This is a genomic window from Citrobacter sp. JUb117, assembly GCF_024809055.1.
In the GTDB taxonomy this organism is placed as follows: domain Bacteria; phylum Pseudomonadota; class Gammaproteobacteria; order Enterobacterales; family Enterobacteriaceae; genus Citrobacter; species Citrobacter gillenii.
Genome location: NZ_JANUFB010000001.1, coordinates 73,392 through 88,565, shown reverse-complemented (window position 1 = coordinate 88,565; position 15,174 = coordinate 73,392). Strand labels below are relative to the sequence as shown.

The 15,174-nt window shown below is 56.9% G+C and carries 14 protein-coding genes; 5 read left to right on the top strand and 9 right to left on the bottom strand.

The window, feature by feature from the left end; genetic code table 11:
- The first annotated feature begins 11 nt into the window (after window positions 1-11).
- On the top strand, window positions 12-1,100 hold the full coding sequence (locus M2374_RS00390; RefSeq protein ID WP_181688381.1) for an oxidoreductase: 1,089 nt from the start codon (window positions 12-14) through the stop codon (window positions 1,098-1,100).
- Window positions 1,101-1,211: 111 nt separating this feature from the next.
- Here M2374_RS00390 and M2374_RS00385 read toward each other — a convergent pair whose 3' ends face one another.
- The 7 genes from M2374_RS00385 to entC form a co-directional block, all read right to left on the bottom strand.
- On the bottom strand, window positions 1,212-1,409 hold the full coding sequence (locus tag M2374_RS00385) for a YbdD/YjiX family protein (RefSeq protein WP_096757928.1): 198 nt from the start codon (window positions 1,407-1,409) through the stop codon (window positions 1,212-1,214).
- Between the two features lie 63 nt (window positions 1,410-1,472).
- The gene (gene cstA, locus M2374_RS00380; protein WP_096757929.1) at window positions 1,473-3,578 is read right to left on the bottom strand and encodes a pyruvate/proton symporter CstA; all 2,106 of its coding nucleotides are present in this window, start codon (window positions 3,576-3,578) and stop codon (window positions 1,473-1,475) included.
- 184 nt (window positions 3,579-3,762) lie between these two features.
- Entirely contained in the window at window positions 3,763-4,176 is a 414-nt protein-coding gene (gene entH / locus M2374_RS00375; RefSeq protein WP_115259979.1) for a proofreading thioesterase EntH, read from the bottom strand.
- 2 nt (window positions 4,177-4,178) lie between these two features.
- Window positions 4,179-4,934, bottom strand: a complete 756-nt coding sequence (entA, locus tag M2374_RS00370; protein ID WP_181629114.1) for a 2,3-dihydro-2,3-dihydroxybenzoate dehydrogenase EntA — start codon at window positions 4,932-4,934, stop codon at window positions 4,179-4,181.
- Window positions 4,934-5,791, bottom strand: coding sequence for an isochorismatase (locus M2374_RS00365; RefSeq protein ID WP_117342202.1), 858 nt, complete (start codon window positions 5,789-5,791; stop codon window positions 4,934-4,936). Before M2374_RS00365 ends, entA begins: the two co-directional genes overlap by 1 nt.
- Window positions 5,792-5,803: 12 nt before the next feature.
- Window positions 5,804-7,414: a (2,3-dihydroxybenzoyl)adenylate synthase EntE gene (entE, locus tag M2374_RS00360; protein WP_135912405.1), complete on the bottom strand. Its 1,611-nt coding sequence runs from the start codon at window positions 7,412-7,414 to the stop codon at window positions 5,804-5,806.
- A gap of 33 nt (window positions 7,415-7,447) precedes the next feature.
- Entirely contained in the window at window positions 7,448-8,623 is a 1,176-nt protein-coding gene (entC, locus tag M2374_RS00355) for an isochorismate synthase EntC (protein WP_117342200.1), read from the bottom strand.
- Between the two features lie 187 nt (window positions 8,624-8,810).
- Between entC and fepB the strand changes: the two genes are divergently transcribed.
- Window positions 8,811-9,767 (top strand): Fe2+-enterobactin ABC transporter substrate-binding protein, encoded by a 957-nt coding sequence (fepB, locus tag M2374_RS00350; RefSeq protein WP_115259129.1) that lies wholly within the window; start codon window positions 8,811-8,813, stop codon window positions 9,765-9,767.
- 27 nt (window positions 9,768-9,794) lie between these two features.
- Here the strand turns inward: fepB and entS are convergent, their stop codons facing one another.
- Window positions 9,795-11,033, bottom strand: coding sequence for an enterobactin transporter EntS (gene entS, locus M2374_RS00345; protein WP_096757935.1), 1,239 nt, complete (start codon window positions 11,031-11,033; stop codon window positions 9,795-9,797).
- 110 nt (window positions 11,034-11,143) lie between these two features.
- On the opposite strand from entS, the gene fepD reads away from it, so the two are divergent.
- From fepD to fepC, 3 genes are read left to right on the top strand one after another with little or no spacing between them, the layout of a single operon-like run.
- On the top strand, window positions 11,144-12,151 hold the full coding sequence (gene fepD, locus M2374_RS00340; RefSeq protein ID WP_096757936.1) for a Fe(3+)-siderophore ABC transporter permease: 1,008 nt from the start codon (window positions 11,144-11,146) through the stop codon (window positions 12,149-12,151).
- Window positions 12,148-13,140, top strand: coding sequence for an iron-enterobactin ABC transporter permease (fepG, locus tag M2374_RS00335; protein ID WP_161959009.1), 993 nt, complete (start codon window positions 12,148-12,150; stop codon window positions 13,138-13,140). The genes fepD and fepG overlap by 4 nt, the downstream gene beginning before the upstream one ends.
- Window positions 13,137-13,934, top strand: coding sequence for an iron-enterobactin ABC transporter ATP-binding protein (gene fepC / locus M2374_RS00330; RefSeq protein WP_115259131.1), 798 nt, complete (start codon window positions 13,137-13,139; stop codon window positions 13,932-13,934). The genes fepG and fepC overlap by 4 nt, the downstream gene beginning before the upstream one ends.
- A gap of 46 nt (window positions 13,935-13,980) precedes the next feature.
- On the opposite strand, the gene wzz(fepE) is transcribed toward fepC, so the two are convergent.
- The gene (gene wzz(fepE), locus M2374_RS00325; protein ID WP_181688382.1) at window positions 13,981-15,114 is read right to left on the bottom strand and encodes an LPS O-antigen length regulator Wzz(fepE); all 1,134 of its coding nucleotides are present in this window, start codon (window positions 15,112-15,114) and stop codon (window positions 13,981-13,983) included.
- Window positions 15,115-15,174 lie beyond the last annotated feature (60 nt).

The following is a 15,174-nucleotide window of genomic DNA, read 5'->3' as shown; positions in this document are numbered from 1 at the left end:
GACAACACAACATGAGTCAGAGCGAAATTCGCGTCGTCGTCGGCCCGGCCAATTACTTTTCCCATACCGGCAGCCTGTCCAGACTGCATGATTTCTTCACCGCCGACATACTGTCGCGCGCCGTCTGGGTGTATGGCGAGCGTGCTATCGCCGCTGCCCGTCCCTATCTGCCTGGCGCATTTAATTGTGACGGGGCAAAGCACCTGCTGTTTACCGGTCATTGCAGCGAAACAGACGTTCAGCAACTGGCAGAAGATGCCGGTGATCACCGCAGCGTGGTGATCGGCGTGGGCGGCGGCACATTACTCGACACCGCCAAAGCGCTGGCCCGTCGCCTCGGTTTGCCTTTCGTGGCGATCCCAACCATTGCCGCGACCTGTGCGGCCTGGACGCCACTCTCCGTGTGGTACAACGATGCCGGTCAGGCGCTGCACTTCGACATTTTCGATGACGCCAACTTTCTGGTGCTGGTGGAGCCGCAGATAATCCTCAATGCACCAGAGGAATACTTACTGGCGGGCATCGGCGACACGCTGGCGAAGTGGTACGAAGCAGTCGTGCTGGCTCCGCAGCCTGAAACGTTGCCGCTGACCGTGCGTCTGGGGATCAACGGCGCGCTGGCTATTCGCGACGTGCTGCTGGAATACAGCGAACAGGCGCTGGCTGATAAAAAGCAGGGGAAACTGAGTCAGGCGTTTTGTGATGTGGTGGATGCAATCATTGCCGGCGGCGGCATGGTGGGCGGTCTGGGCGAGCGTTATACCCGCGTGGCGGCGGCACATTCGGTGCATAACGGTCTGACGGTGCTCCCGCAGACGGAGGCGTTTTTACACGGTACCAAAGTGGCCTACGGCATCCTGGTACAGAGTGCGCTGCTGGGGCAAGACGATGTACTGGCTCAACTCACTTCAGCCTACCAGCGTTTCAATTTACCCACCCGGTTGGCCCAGTTAGACGTGGATATAAATAACCGTGCTGAGATCGATAAGGTGATTGCGCACACGCTGCGCCCGGTGGAATCTATTCACGCACTGCCGGTCACGTTAACGCCAGAAACCCTGCGCGCGGCGTTTGAGAAGGTGGAATCGCTTACGGTGTGAGTGCGATGTGGGTTACCTGATGGTGGGTTGCCTGATGGCGGCTTCGCCTTATCAGGCCTACGCAATGCGGTGTTGTAGGCCGGATAAGCGTCAGCGCCATCCGGCAAAAAATCAACAGCACTTCGCGCCGCCTTTGCCCCCATAGCGCGCATCCTGACGCTCACGGAAGAATTCTTCGTAGGTCATCGGCGCCTGCTCCGGATGCGTGACACGCATATGCTCAACATAGTTGTCATAATCCGGCACACCAATCATCAGGCGGGCGGTTTGACCTAAATACTTCCCGGCTTTTGCGAGTGTTTCAAACATAGTCATTCCCTGTCATGCAAACGCCCTCCCCGCTGCGGAGAGGGCTTGTGGGTTATGAGAATATTAGTGCGCGCCTTTCGCCTGCGCCACGATCTCTTCGACATTCTCTGGCATCGGTTCGTACGGCGTTTCTTTTGACGTCGGTTTGTCCTCTTTCAGCGCAGCCCTCGCCGTTTTAATGGCGAACAGACCCAGAACCACCACCACCACCATGAAGAAGATGGTCAGTCCAGCATCCAGACGGTTGTTAAACACCAATTGTGAAAGCTGCGACTGGGTGTATTGCGCCGGAATGTTACCGCTGTCGATCATCGCCTGGAACTTGTTGGCGATCGCCAGGAAGCCAATTTTGGTATCCGGGCTAAACGCTTTCTGCCAGCCGGCGGTCAGAGTACAAATCAGCAGCCAGGCGGTTGGCACCAGCGCCACCCATGCGTAGCGCTGACGTTTCATCTTGAACAGTACCACCGCACACAGCATCAGCGCCATGCCAGCCAGCATCTGGTTGGCGATACCAAACAGCGGCCACAGGGTGTTGATACCGCCTAATGGATCCACCACGCCCTGGTGCAGGAAGTAACCCCAGGCCAGCACGCACAGCGCCGTTGCCAACAGGTTCGCAGGCAGTGAATCAGTACGCTTCAGGCCTGGTGACACCACGCCCAACAGGTCCTGCAACATAAAGCGTGCAGCACGTGTACCAGCATCGACCGCGGTCAGAATAAACAGGGCTTCGAACAGAATAGCGAAGTGATACCAGAACGACACATCCATCATGCCACCCAGCGCACCGTGCAGAATGTACGCCATCCCTACCGCCAGCGTAGGCGCACCGCCCGCACGAGAAATAATGGATTGCTCGCCCACTTCGTTAGCGATTTGATGCAGGGTATCCGGGGTAATGGCAAAGCCCCAGCTACTGACCACCTGCGCCGCAGAAGCGACCACATCCACCGTGCCTGCAGGTGCCAGCACCGCCATCGGGCTGTTCATCGCAAAGTACACGCCCGGATCGATAATACACGCAGAGACCAGCGCCATGATGGCGACAAAGGACTCCATCAGCATCCCGCCGTAGCCGATAAAACAAGCCTGCCCTTCATTTGCCAGCATCTTCGGCGTGGTGCCGGACGCAATCAGCGCATGGAAGCCAGAAACCGCCCCGCAGGCAATGGTTATAAACAGGAATGGGAACAGGTTGCCCGTCCACACCGGACCGGTGCCGTCAACGAATTTGGTCAGCGCAGGCATGGTCAGCGTTGGACGCATGATCAGAATGCCCACCGCCAGGCCGACAATGGTACCAATTTTCAGGAAGGTAGACAGGTAGTCACGCGGTGCCAGCAGCAGCCACACCGGCAGTACGGCGGCCACGAAGCCGTAACCCACCAGCATCCAGGTCAGCTGTACACCGGTAAAGTCAAAGTACGGTGCCCAGGTTGGGCTTTCAGCCACCCAGCCGCCGGAAATAATGGCAAACACCAGGAATACCAGGCCGATAATCGACACCTCACCAATGCGACCCGGACGCAGATAGCGCAGGTAAATGCCCATAAAGATCGCCAGCGGGATGGTAAACGCTACGGTGTAGGTTCCCCACGGGCTGTGGGTCAGCGCTTTCACGACGATCATCGCCAACACCGCAAGGATAATCACCATGATCATAAAACAGGCCACCAGCGCAATCACACCCGCCGTTGGGCCCATCTCTTCTTTCACCAGTTCGCCCAGGGAACGACCATCGCGACGGGTGGAGACAAACAGCACCATAAAGTCCTGCACCGCGCCCGCCAGTACCACCCCGGCCAGTAGCCAGATCATGCCCGGCAGGTAGCCCATTTGCGCTGCCAGCACCGGTCCGACTAACGGACCCGCTCCGGCAATCGCCGCAAAGTGGTGACCAAACAATACTTTTTTATCGGTAGGAACGTAATCCAGGCCGTCGTTATGCCGCACGGCTGGCGTCATACGCGTCGGGTCCAGTGCCAGCACATTTTTCGCGATGTACAGGCCATAAAAACGGTAGGCAATAAGATAGACACAGACCGACGCCACCACAATCCACAGCGCGTTGATCTGTTCACCACGGTTTAACGCAATATATCCCAGGGCAAATGCTCCGATAACGGAGAGCAATGTCCAGAGAAGGTATTTCCCTGATTTATTCATGGTTGTTGTCCGTTTGCGTGATCCAGAAAGATGTTACATTTTGTTTCTATAACACCTTTCCTGAATTTAACAACCTGACAACTACATAAACCCGAGACTCCACTGACTATTTACATTGCATTGTTAACTAGATCACTTCATTTACCTGTTAAGCCTGCAATTTCATTTTACGATGTCGGCAATGTCACCCCATCACCGCCGTGCCTAAGCGACAGGTACAGCAGCGCCGTCCTTGCTCATCAAAAATCACGATCTCCCAGCTTTGGTTCTGCCGCCCGAGATGCAGCGGCTGACAAACGCCGCGCACTTTTCCCTGCGATACCGCACGATGGTGGGTAGCATTGAGTTCCGTACCGACCACACATTGTCCATCGCGGGTCATCATGTAGCCCGCCATCGATCCCAGCGTTTCCGCCAGTGCCGCCGACGCGCCACCGTGCAGCAGACCAAACGGCTGATGGGTACGATGGTCCACCGGCATTTCAGCTTCCAACACGTCATCGCCCAGCCGGGTATAGACCACGCCTAAATGCGCCACCAACGTGTTCTGGCTGGTGGCATTGAGTTCATCGAGCGTGAGGTGTCGTTTCCAGATCATCATTACGCTCCCAGCGTCGAGCCGCCGTCCACCACGATATCCTGCAAGGTGATATGGCTGGCCAGATCGGAGGCGAGGAATAAGACAGTGTTGGCGATTTCCTGCGGACGAGCAATCTTACCCAACGGAATGCCAAGCTTAAACTGCTCGCCAAACCCGCGAATACGCTGCTGTTCGGCGTCGTCACTGACCCACAGCGTACGTTGCATATCGGTGTCGGTCGACCCCGGCGAAACTACATTACAGCGCACGCCACTCGTAGACAGTTCCAGACCGACGGTCAATGCCAGGCTTTTCAGCGCGGCTTTTGACGCGCCGTAAGCGCTCATACCGATGCGTGGCGTATGTGCCGCATCCGATGCAACGGTGACTATCGCCCCGCCCTGCTGGCGGCGAAACTGCGCCATGGTGTGCTGAAACAGATTGAACGCGCCGCCCACATTGACAGCGAAGGTCTGCTGCCAGTCCTCAGCGCTCAGCGCGTCGGTTGGCCCCATACGTAAAATCCCGGCGGCGTTGACCAGCACGTCCAGCCGCTCGGTGTTCGCCAGCAAGCGCTCGCACACCTGCGCCACCTGCGGTGCGTCCGCCACATTCATTACCTCGGTGGCAAACGGATAAGCTTCACCGTCAAACGCCAGATCGAAGCCGGTCACCCGCGCACCCGCGTCAACAAACGCCAGCGCCGTGGTGTAACCAATGCCTTTTCCTGCGCCGGTGACCCAGACGGTTTTGCCTGTGAAATCAAACCCAACCATTACTTCACCTCGCGGGAAAGCAGTTTCCACCAGGCGTCAATGGTCGGATTTTTCGCCAGCATCACGAAGTCGATATCGCCATGCACTTTACGCCAGCGGGCGGCCAGCGCCATCATCCGTACCGAATCCAGACCGTAGTCGATCAGATTTTCGTCATCCAGCGGCTCATCAGATTCATCCAGCAATGGCAAAATTACGCTGCGTAGCACCTCTTTACTGGCAGGCACCGGCGTTGGCAAGAGTTCCTGCGTCATCACCACCCGACCAGAGCGTCCGGCAACATATTTCAGCGACATCAGGTGTTCGTCTCGGCTAAAGTCAGCCAACGCATCGGCCACCATAAACGGCTTAATGTCGCGCATGAACGCGTCGGTTGCGGTGGTCATACAGCCAATATGCGCGTAGACGCCGGTAATAATCAGCTGATTACGCCCAGTTTCTTTCAGCATCTGTTCCAGCGGGGAGCGATGAAACGCGCTGTAGCGCCATTTCACCAGGATTGTATCCGCTTCGTCCGGGGCCAGCGCGTCGACAATCTTCTGCTGTTCCGGCGAGCGCGTCAGCCCCGGTCCCCACATATCGTTCAACAGGGCACGGTCTTCATCGCTTTGATCTTTCGGCTGGGCCGTGTAATAGACCGGAATGTTATGCGCTTTGCAGTACTGGCGCAGCGCGGCGATATTAGCCACTACCTGCTCCATCATCGGGCAGTTATCGCCCCAAAAACCGATAAAATAGTCCTGCATGTCGTGGATCAGCAGCGCAGCACGCTCGGGTTCAAACGCCCAGTCAACTTTATTGGCGGGAACATCAAGCGCGGTGGGCAGCGCATAAGCCTGCAGTTTAGGAATTGCCATCTCTTTTCTCCTTCAGGCCAGTGAACGTGATGCCAGCCACTGACGTAATTGTTTTTTATCCACTTTCCCGACCGGGGTTAGCGGCAGCGACGCCACGCACTCGACGCGGTCCGGTAATTTGAACTCCGCCACGCCCTGCTCACGCAGGAAACGACGCACCTGAACTGCGCGCAGCGGTTCTTTCACCACCAGACAGGCACAGCTTTTCTCGCCCATCAACTCATCGTCCACGCTGACCAGCGCCGCATGAACCACCGCCGGGTGGCGCAGTAACAGGTTTTCTATCTCTTCGGCGGCGATCTTCTCCCCGCCCCGGTTGATCTGATCCTTCTCGCGCCCTTGTACGGTGATGTAACCATCATGATCGATGGCGATCAGGTCGCCTGAGCAGTAGAACCCGTTGGCATCAAAGGCGCTGGCGTTGTGTTCAGGACTGTTGAAATAGCCGCGGAAGGTATACGGCCCGCGCGTCATCAGGCGTCCGGTCTCACCCTGCGGCAAAGGATTACCGTCGGCATCAGCCACCCAGACCTCGTCATCCGGGCACATCGGGCGTCCCTGGGTATTGATGATTCGCTCAGGACTGTCGTCCAGACGGGTGTAGTTCACCAGCCCTTCCGCCATGCCGAAGACCTGCTGTAACTGACAGCCGATCTCTGCCGGAATACGGGCGGCAAGCGAAGCAGAAAGCCTCGCCCCACCGACCTGCAACAGTTTCAGCGATGCCAGTTGCGCATGACTGCCCCATTCTGCAATCGCCTGCAGCCACAGGCTTACCGCCGGGGGAACCAGCGCCGTGACGTTAACCTGATGCTTCTCAATCAGCGGGAAGCACAGCGTGGCGCTCGGGTCCGTCGCCAGCACCACGGTTCCACCGGCGAGGAACACGCCCAGCGCGCCCGGTGAGCTCATGGCGTAGTTATGCGCGGCCGGGATCGCACACAGATAGCGCGTTTCTTCGGTAAAATGGCAAATTTCGTTGCTGCGCCGCACGCTGTAGTAATAATCGTTATGGGTACGCGGGATCAGCTTCGGCGTCCCGGTGGTGCCACCGGAAAGTTGGAAATACGCCACTTCATCGGCAGGCGATGGCGTGGCGGTAAAATCGTGAGCAGGCTGGCTTATCGCATTTTGCAGGTTGTGTTCACCCTCGTCATTGAGCAGCAGCACCACGCGTAGCGAGCTGTGATCACTCACAAATGCGTTCAGGAAATCATCCGCAGCAAACAGCGCATGTGCGCGGTCAGCAATCAGCAGCACCGGTTTGATTTGCGTCGCGTAGGCGTTGAGCTCAGTGCGTTGATGGCTGTACAACCCAAAAACCGGAGCCACGCCCAGCTTGAGCAGCGCAAAGAAGGTGATATACAGCTCCGCCACATTGCCCAACTGCACCAGCGCGGTTTCACCGGGTTTAATGCCCTGACGACGCAGGCTGCTGGCAAGATTGTCCGCTGCCTGGTTAAGCTGGCGGTAGCTCAGATGCCGCGCTCCATCAATCACCGCCGTATGGTCACTGTCGGCATGACGGGTCAGAATGTCGGTCAGCGGCAGATCCTGCCAGTAGCCTTTTTCACGGTAACGGCGGGCAAATTCTTCCGGCCAACGGGTGAAAGGAATACTCATTATCGCTCCTTAGAGGCCTGGTCAATAAGGCTCTTAATGCAGTCCAAAAACATTCAACATGGTCGAAAGCTTGGCACCCGTTTCACGCCATTCGGCAACCGGGGAAGAGGCAGGCACAATGCCGGCACCGGCGAAGAAACGCACCTGATTACGCAACAGCTTCGCGCAGCGGATCGTCACCACCCACTCGCCGTTGCCCTGCGCGTCACACCAGCCGACAATGCCGCCAAACAGTTCGCGCTCGAACGGCTCCAGCTCGGCAATCAGTTTCTGCGCAACGTGATGTGGAAAACCGCTCAGCGCTGGCGTCGGATGCAGCAGGCAGGCCAGCGTCAGGGCGTTTTCCTCGGGATTAGCCTGACCTTCAAATGGCGTACCGAGATGCCAGAGCGTGGGTGTGGTGACCAGTTGAGGAGAAGACGGCAGTTGCAGTTCACGACTGCGATCGCGCAGTACCGTTTTCATAGCCTGCGTCACGAGATCGTGTTCATGGCGGTCTTTCTCGGAGGCCAGCAGGCGGATCCCGGCTTCTCTGTCCAATACGTCATCCGGCTGACGCCGCGCCGAACCCGCCAGTGGCAATGAACTAAAATGGTCACCGTCTTTACGTAACAGCAACTCCGGACTGGCGCCGATCAATACGCCGCCATCTTCGATCGGCACATGGAAGTTATAACTTGCCGGATTTTGCGCCACCAGACGCTCCAGCAGCGCACCGCTGTCAATGTTGGCGTCGGCGGTGATATCGATCAGCCGCGACAACACCACTTTGTCCACTTCCGGGGTGGCGGTCCGGGCCGCCGCCTGGGCGACCATGTGTTCAAATACGTCCTGTTCAGGAATCGCTTTACGTTCCACGACGCTCAGCGACTGATGCGCGGTAAAGTAGCGCGACGATTGTTGCTTCGCCGTGCGGGAGAAGCTCTGCCAGGACCGGGGGATAAACAGCGACGATGGCTGGCGGGTATCAAAGGGGATGGCCCCAACCATGATGGGATTAGCGATACCCTGCGATTTGGCATCGGCAAACAGGGCGTGCATTTTTTGCTGGAACGGGCTGTCCGGTGAATCCCCATCAACTGCCGGTTCCGCATAGCGGGCAAAGCATCCTGACGTCGTAAAGCTACGGTACGGCGACATAAAGAAAAAACTGTCGGGAGCGAGTGTTGCCATAGTCTGCGGTATTTCCTCGGCCAGTGACGTATCCATATCATCCTCCAAAAATGATAAAGGTTTTAATAATGATTATCATTTATATTTTCGGTCGCTAACCTAAAAGCAAAGCGCCGGTATGTCAACTCTTGCCGTCACACAATGTGCGACTTAGGCTTGCATCCCTGTCCGCTAACAATGAAAATGAGAAGCATTAACTACATTGATAACAGGAAACTTATTCGTGCGACTCCCCGCGTTTTACCGAACGGCGCTCTTATTGGTTGGGCTGTCTCTTTCAGGAATTTCTTTAAGCCATGCTGCTGACTGGCCGCGTCAGGTCACCGACAGCCGTGGGATTCATACGCTGGAACAGAAGCCACAGCGCATTGTCTCCACCAGCGTGACGCTGACCGGGTCGCTGCTGGCCATTGATGCGCCAATTATCGCCAGCGGGGCCACCACGCCGAATAACCGCATCGGCGATGCACAGGGTTTTTTACGCCAGTGGAGCGAGGTGGCAAAAGCCCGCAAGCTGAGCCGTCTGTATATTGGCGAACCGAGCGCCGAGGCCGTTGCCGCACAAATGCCGGACCTGATTCTGATCAGCGCCACCGGCGGTGATTCTGCCCTCGCCCTGTACGATCAGCTGTCCACCATTGCCCCCACGCTTATTATTAATTACGACGACAAAAGCTGGCAGTCGCTGCTGACGCAGTTAGGTGAGATCACCGGGCATGAACAACAGGCGGCGGCACGCATTGCCGAGTTTGATAAGCAGTTGCAGGCGGTTAAGCAGCGCATTACCCTGCCGCCACAGCCGGTCAGCGCGCTGGTGTACACCGCCGCCGCGCACAGCGCCAACCTGTGGACGCCAGAGTCTGCGCAGGGCCAGCTGATGGAGCAGCTCGGCTTCACGCTGGCACCGCTGCCTGCCGGACTGCATACCAGCCAGAGTCAGGGTAAACGTCACGACATTGTGCAACTTGGCGGTGAAAACCTGGCAACCGGACTGAACGGCGAGGCGCTGTTCCTGTTTGCGGGCGACAGCAAAGATGCCGACGCCATTTACGCGAACCCGCTGTTGGCACACCTGCCAGCCGTGCAGAATAAACGCGTCTACGCACTGGGCACTGAAACCTTCCGTCTGGATTACTACAGCGCCACGCTGCTGCTGCAACGCCTCTCCGCACTGTTTTAATCTTTAGTGCCGGATGAGGTTTACGCCTTATCCGGCATTCACCGGCATCTGCCGAAAACGACGGACCTCACTCAACAGCAACAGCAGCAACAGACCAACGATAGCCAGGCCGAATCCACTGACGCTTGCCGACGCGACCGGCGTCATCATCGCACCCAAACCGCCTAACAGCGCTGCGCCGATGGCATCACCGGTGACGTTCTGTGCGGTCCACAAACCGTTAATACGCCCGAGCATCGCTTCCGGCGTCTGCGTCTGTAACAGGGTGTACTGCAACAGAGAACTCACCGCGCTCAGCCAGCCAAACAGCGCCAGGCAGACCACGCCCAATTGCCAGACCGGCATCAGTCCAAACAGACCAATTGCGAGGAAGGACGCCACGGTCGACGTCAGCATAATCAAACCAGGACGCACGCTGTGCGCCAGTTGCCCGCTGGTCAATGCGCCGATGGCGGCACCCAGCGGGATCGCCGCATACAGCAGACCAATCTGGGCGCTCGACATCTGCCAGCTCATCGCCAGCGCCGGGTAAAGTACGCGCACAGCGCTGGCCATGGTCAGCAGGCCGCCCAACAGCGCAATGCCGCCAATCAGCGGACTGGCAAGCAGGAAACGAAATGCTGCCAGCAGGGATTTCAATGGGTGTTCACGTGGCTGAGGCGGCGGCGGTAATGCAGGAAGGCTCAACAACGGCAGTAAGGTAATAAAAGTGCCTGCCGCCGCCAGACCATAGTTCCAGGCCACGCCGCCGGTGGCGAGCAGTACCCCACCTACCATCGGCGATATCACCGATCCCAGGCGCACCGTCAGCATGGTGATGGCCCCCGCCTGCATCAGGTTTTCACGCCCAACCAGCGCCGGCGTTGCCGCCAGCAGCGCCGTAACGCCCAATGAAGCAAAAAAGCCGTCCCATAAACCGAGGATATAAATTGCCAGCAGCGACGGTTCCGGGAGCAGCGCGTTCAGACACAGACCAATAAAACCAATGCCGCAGGTACCACGCGCCAGCAGGATCACTTTTTTACGCTCATAGCGGTCGGCCAGCACGCCGCCGATCATCAAGCCAATAAACATCGCGCTGCCGGTGAGCGTTACCGACAAACCAACCTGCCAGGTCGACTGGGTCATCATCTGGATCTGTACCGGCACCGCCACGCCAAGTAGTCCCAGAGAGACGATGGAAATAAAACGGGCAAGGAAAACGGCGCGAAATGCAGGGTGGGTCTTTAGCAGGCTGAGATTGAGCAGCCAGGATTGTCGATTCATTACAGAGCCTTACCAGGTACTTTTTCAATATCCATTCAATGGCTGCACATGCTAACATACCTAAATAAGATCGATAACGATAATTACTATCATTATCAAGGATAGTTGATATGTCATGCTCTGTTTCCGCGACACGCGCCTTTGCCGTGCCCGGACTGTTGTTATTACTTGTTGTCACCACGGTATTAAGTCTGGTTATTGGCGCCAGGTCGCTCCCTGCTTCCGTGGTGCTGGATGCGCTCACCGGCAGTTGTCATAGCGCTGATTGCACCATTGTGCTGGACGCGCGGCTCCCGCGTACGCTGGCAGGATTGCTCGCAGGCGGCGCGCTGGGACTGGCGGGTGCCTTGATGCAAACGCTGACCCGGAATCCGCTGGCCGACCCCGGTATTCTTGGCGTCAATTCTGGTGCCAGCTTCGCCATTGTGCTGGGGGCCTCGCTGTTCGGTTTCTCCTCCCCGCAAGAGCAACTGCTGATGGCCTTTTCCGGGGCGCTAGCCGCGTCGCTGATTGTCGCCTTTACCGGCAGCCAAGGGGGTGGTCAGCTCAGCCCGGTTCGCCTGACGCTGGCTGGCGTGGCGCTGGGGGCAGTACTGGAGGGATTATCCAGCGGCATCGCCCTGCTCAACCCTGACGTCTACGATCAACTGCGTTTCTGGCAGGCCGGTTCGCTGGACATTCGCAGTCTGCAAACCCTGAAAGTGGTCCTGATCCCGGTACTGATCGCCGGAGCCGTAGCCCTGTTCCTCAGCCGTGGTCTGAACAGTCTGAGCCTGGGCACGGATACCGCCACTGCGCTGGGCAGTAAAGTCGCCCGTACGCAGTTTATCGGTCTGCTGGTAATCACCGTCCTGTGCGGAAGCGCGACCGCGATTGTCGGCCCTATCGCTTTTATCGGCCTGATGATGCCGCATATGGCGCGCTGGCTGGTGGGAGCCGATCACCGCTGGTCGCTGCCCGTCACCTTACTGGCAACGCCTTCCCTGCTGTTAATTGCCGATATTATCGGTCGCCTGATTGTGCCCGGTGAGCTGCGCGTATCGGTGGTCAGTGCGTTTATCGGCGCGCCGGTGCTTATTTTTCTGGTACGCCGTAAGCAGCGTGGAGGTGGTGCATGATGCACCTTTCTCGTCGACTGATGATCAGTTGCCTGCTGCTGGTTGTGGGCTGTATCGCCGTCGGATTATGGAGCCTGCGTAGCGGCGTTGTGACGCTGGAAACGCAGCAGATCATTGCCGCCCTGCTGGGCGATGCACCGCGCAACATTACGCTGGTAGTGACGGAATGGCGTTTACCGCGCGTGCTGATGGCACTACTGATTGGCGCGGCTCTGGGCGTCAGTGGCGCAATATTCCAGTCACTGATGCGTAACCCGCTGGGCAGCCCGGACGTGATGGGCTTCAATACCGGCGCCTGGAGCGGCGTGCTTGTGGCGATGGTGCTATTTGGCCAGCATCTTACCGCCATTGCGCTGGCGGCCATGCTCGGCGGGGTCCTGACCTCGCTGGTCGTCTGGGCGCTGGCCTGGCGCAACGGTATAGAAACGTTCCGCCTGATTATCATCGGCATCGGCATTCGCGCCATGCTGGTGGCGTTTAACACCTGGCTGCTACTGAAAGCCTCCTTAGAAACCGCGCTGACGGCCGGACTGTGGAACGCCGGATCGCTCAATGGTCTGACTTGGGCGAAAACCTGGCCATCCGCGCCGCTGATTATTCTGATGCTGGTGTGCGCCACGCTGCTGGTGCGCCGCCTGCGCTTGCTGGAAATGGGTGATGACAGCGCCTGTGCGCTGGGCGTCAGCGTCGAACGTTCGCGTTTAATGATGATGCTGGTGGCGGTAGTACTGACCGCCGCCGCCACTGCGCTGGCGGGGCCTATCTCGTTTATTGCCCTTGTCGCACCGCATATTGCCCGTCGCCTTAGCGGCACTGCACGCTGGGGATTAACCCAGTCAGCGCTGTGCGGCGCACTGTTACTGCTGATGGCCGATTTATGCGCCCAGCAGCTATTTTTGCCTTATCAGCTTCCGGTCGGCGTTGTCACCGTAAGCCTCGGCGGTATTTATCTTATCGTCTTGTTAATTCAGGAGTCCCGCAAAAAATGACCGAATCAGTAGCCCGTTTGCGTGGCGACCAGTTAACGCTAGGGTATGGCAAGTTTACCGTGGCAGAAAACCTCGACGTATCGATCCCCGACGGCCACTTCACCGCCATTATTGGCCCCAACGGCTGCGGGAAATCAACGCTGCTGCGCACATTGAGCCGTCTGATGACGCCGGCGCACGGCAAGGTGTGGCTGGATGGCGAACATATTCAACATTACGCCAGTAAAGAGGTGGCGCGTCGCATTGGCCTGTTGGCGCAAAACGCCACTACGCCGGGCGATATTACCGTACAAGAGCTTGTCGCCAGAGGCCGTTATCCGCATCAGCCGCTGTTCACCCGCTGGCGTAAAGAAGATGAAGACGCGGTGATGAACGCCATGAAGGCTACCGGGATCACCCACCTGGCAGCACAAAGCGTAGATACGCTTTCCGGCGGACAGCGCCAGCGAGCGTGGATCGCCATGGTGCTGGCGCAGGAAACGTCAATCATGCTGCTTGACGAGCCGACCACCTGGCTGGATATCAGCCATCAAATAGATCTGCTGGAACTGCTCAGCGAGTTAAACCGCGAGAAGGGCTATACGCTGGCCGCCGTGCTGCACGATCTGAACCAGGCCTGCCGTTATGCCACGCATTTAATCGCGCTTCGTGAAGGGAAGATTATTGCCGAGGGTGCGCCGAAGGAAATTGTTACGCCGCAGCTTATCGAAAAGATCTACGGACTGCGCTGCATGATTATTGACGACCCGGTGGCCGGAACACCACTGGTGGTGCCTCTCGGGCGTCAGAAATAACGTTATTTATTGTATGGCGACATATTCGTCGCCATACAATAATAAATCACACCAGTTGCTGCCCAAGGATCGCAATATCACGTTTACGCAATAGCATGGCATAATTCAGCAGCACTCCGCCACACGCCACCATTCCCCCCAACAGCACCGCCAGAATAACGATCCTGGATTTCGCGGGACCGTCTTTATTCACCGGTAGGGACGAGGCAAGTTGATATTTAAACGGTGCGAATTTGACGTCACTGACATTCATCGCCAAGAGCTGTTCAACGTGATACTGGCGGTTACGCAATTCACCGTTGATCTCTGCTACATCGGTTACTGATTTTTCGATTTCTAATTTACGCGCAATGCCATCTGCACCCAGCGAAATAGAGAAATCAGGATCGTCCTTCACGGCTTGTCCATTACTGTAAACCGGTTTTTTGATCCCAGCCGCATTCGCAATTTCGAGTGAGTAATTCAATCTCTGAATGTTTGCATCCAATTGATTCTTCAGTCTGATTCGGTCCATCGCCAGTCGTTCTTTCTCAAAGCTGGTTTTGATGGCCAGTTTATTGCGAATATTCTCCAGCGTTTCTGTCACAACACGGTCAGAAATAAACTGGATATACCCTGCCAGCACGGCCTGCGCTTCTTCAGCCAGCGGTGCGGTAAAACTTAGCGTCCACGCGGTATACAGCGAGGTTTCATTCTTCTTGCCCTGATTTGCATCAACCGCTTTCATTTTATCACTGAGTGATGCTATCGCCCGATGCAAATTCATTTCGTTAATGTCAGCGCCTTTCAACTGATCCATCACATAAGGTGAAGAGCGCAGGTACTCTTCCAGCAGCGATGGCGACTGAAATTTCTTGATAAACAGGTTAAATACATCATCACGGCTTACGTTAATATCCATATCGAGTACGCGTAAACTGGTCAACGTATTCTCGAGTCCTTGCCACTGTACAGCTTCGGCCGGGGTGACAATTGCCTCACTGGTCCATTTCTGCGGAAGCAGGAAAGACACCAGAATCCCCACACAGGCAAACGCGAAGACGGTAGCAATAATCTTGTTCCTGGCGCGCCACAAAATCTCGAGCAGGTTGAATAAATCAATTTCATTACCGCTTACCGTAGTCTGCGGATACGCAGCTAATTCTGAATCATTATCTTTCTTTATTTTTAATGATGACATGTTGTGTAACCTGAAGTCTTCGCTATAGAAATGTGCTTCTGTAGGCGAAGTCTACCAGCT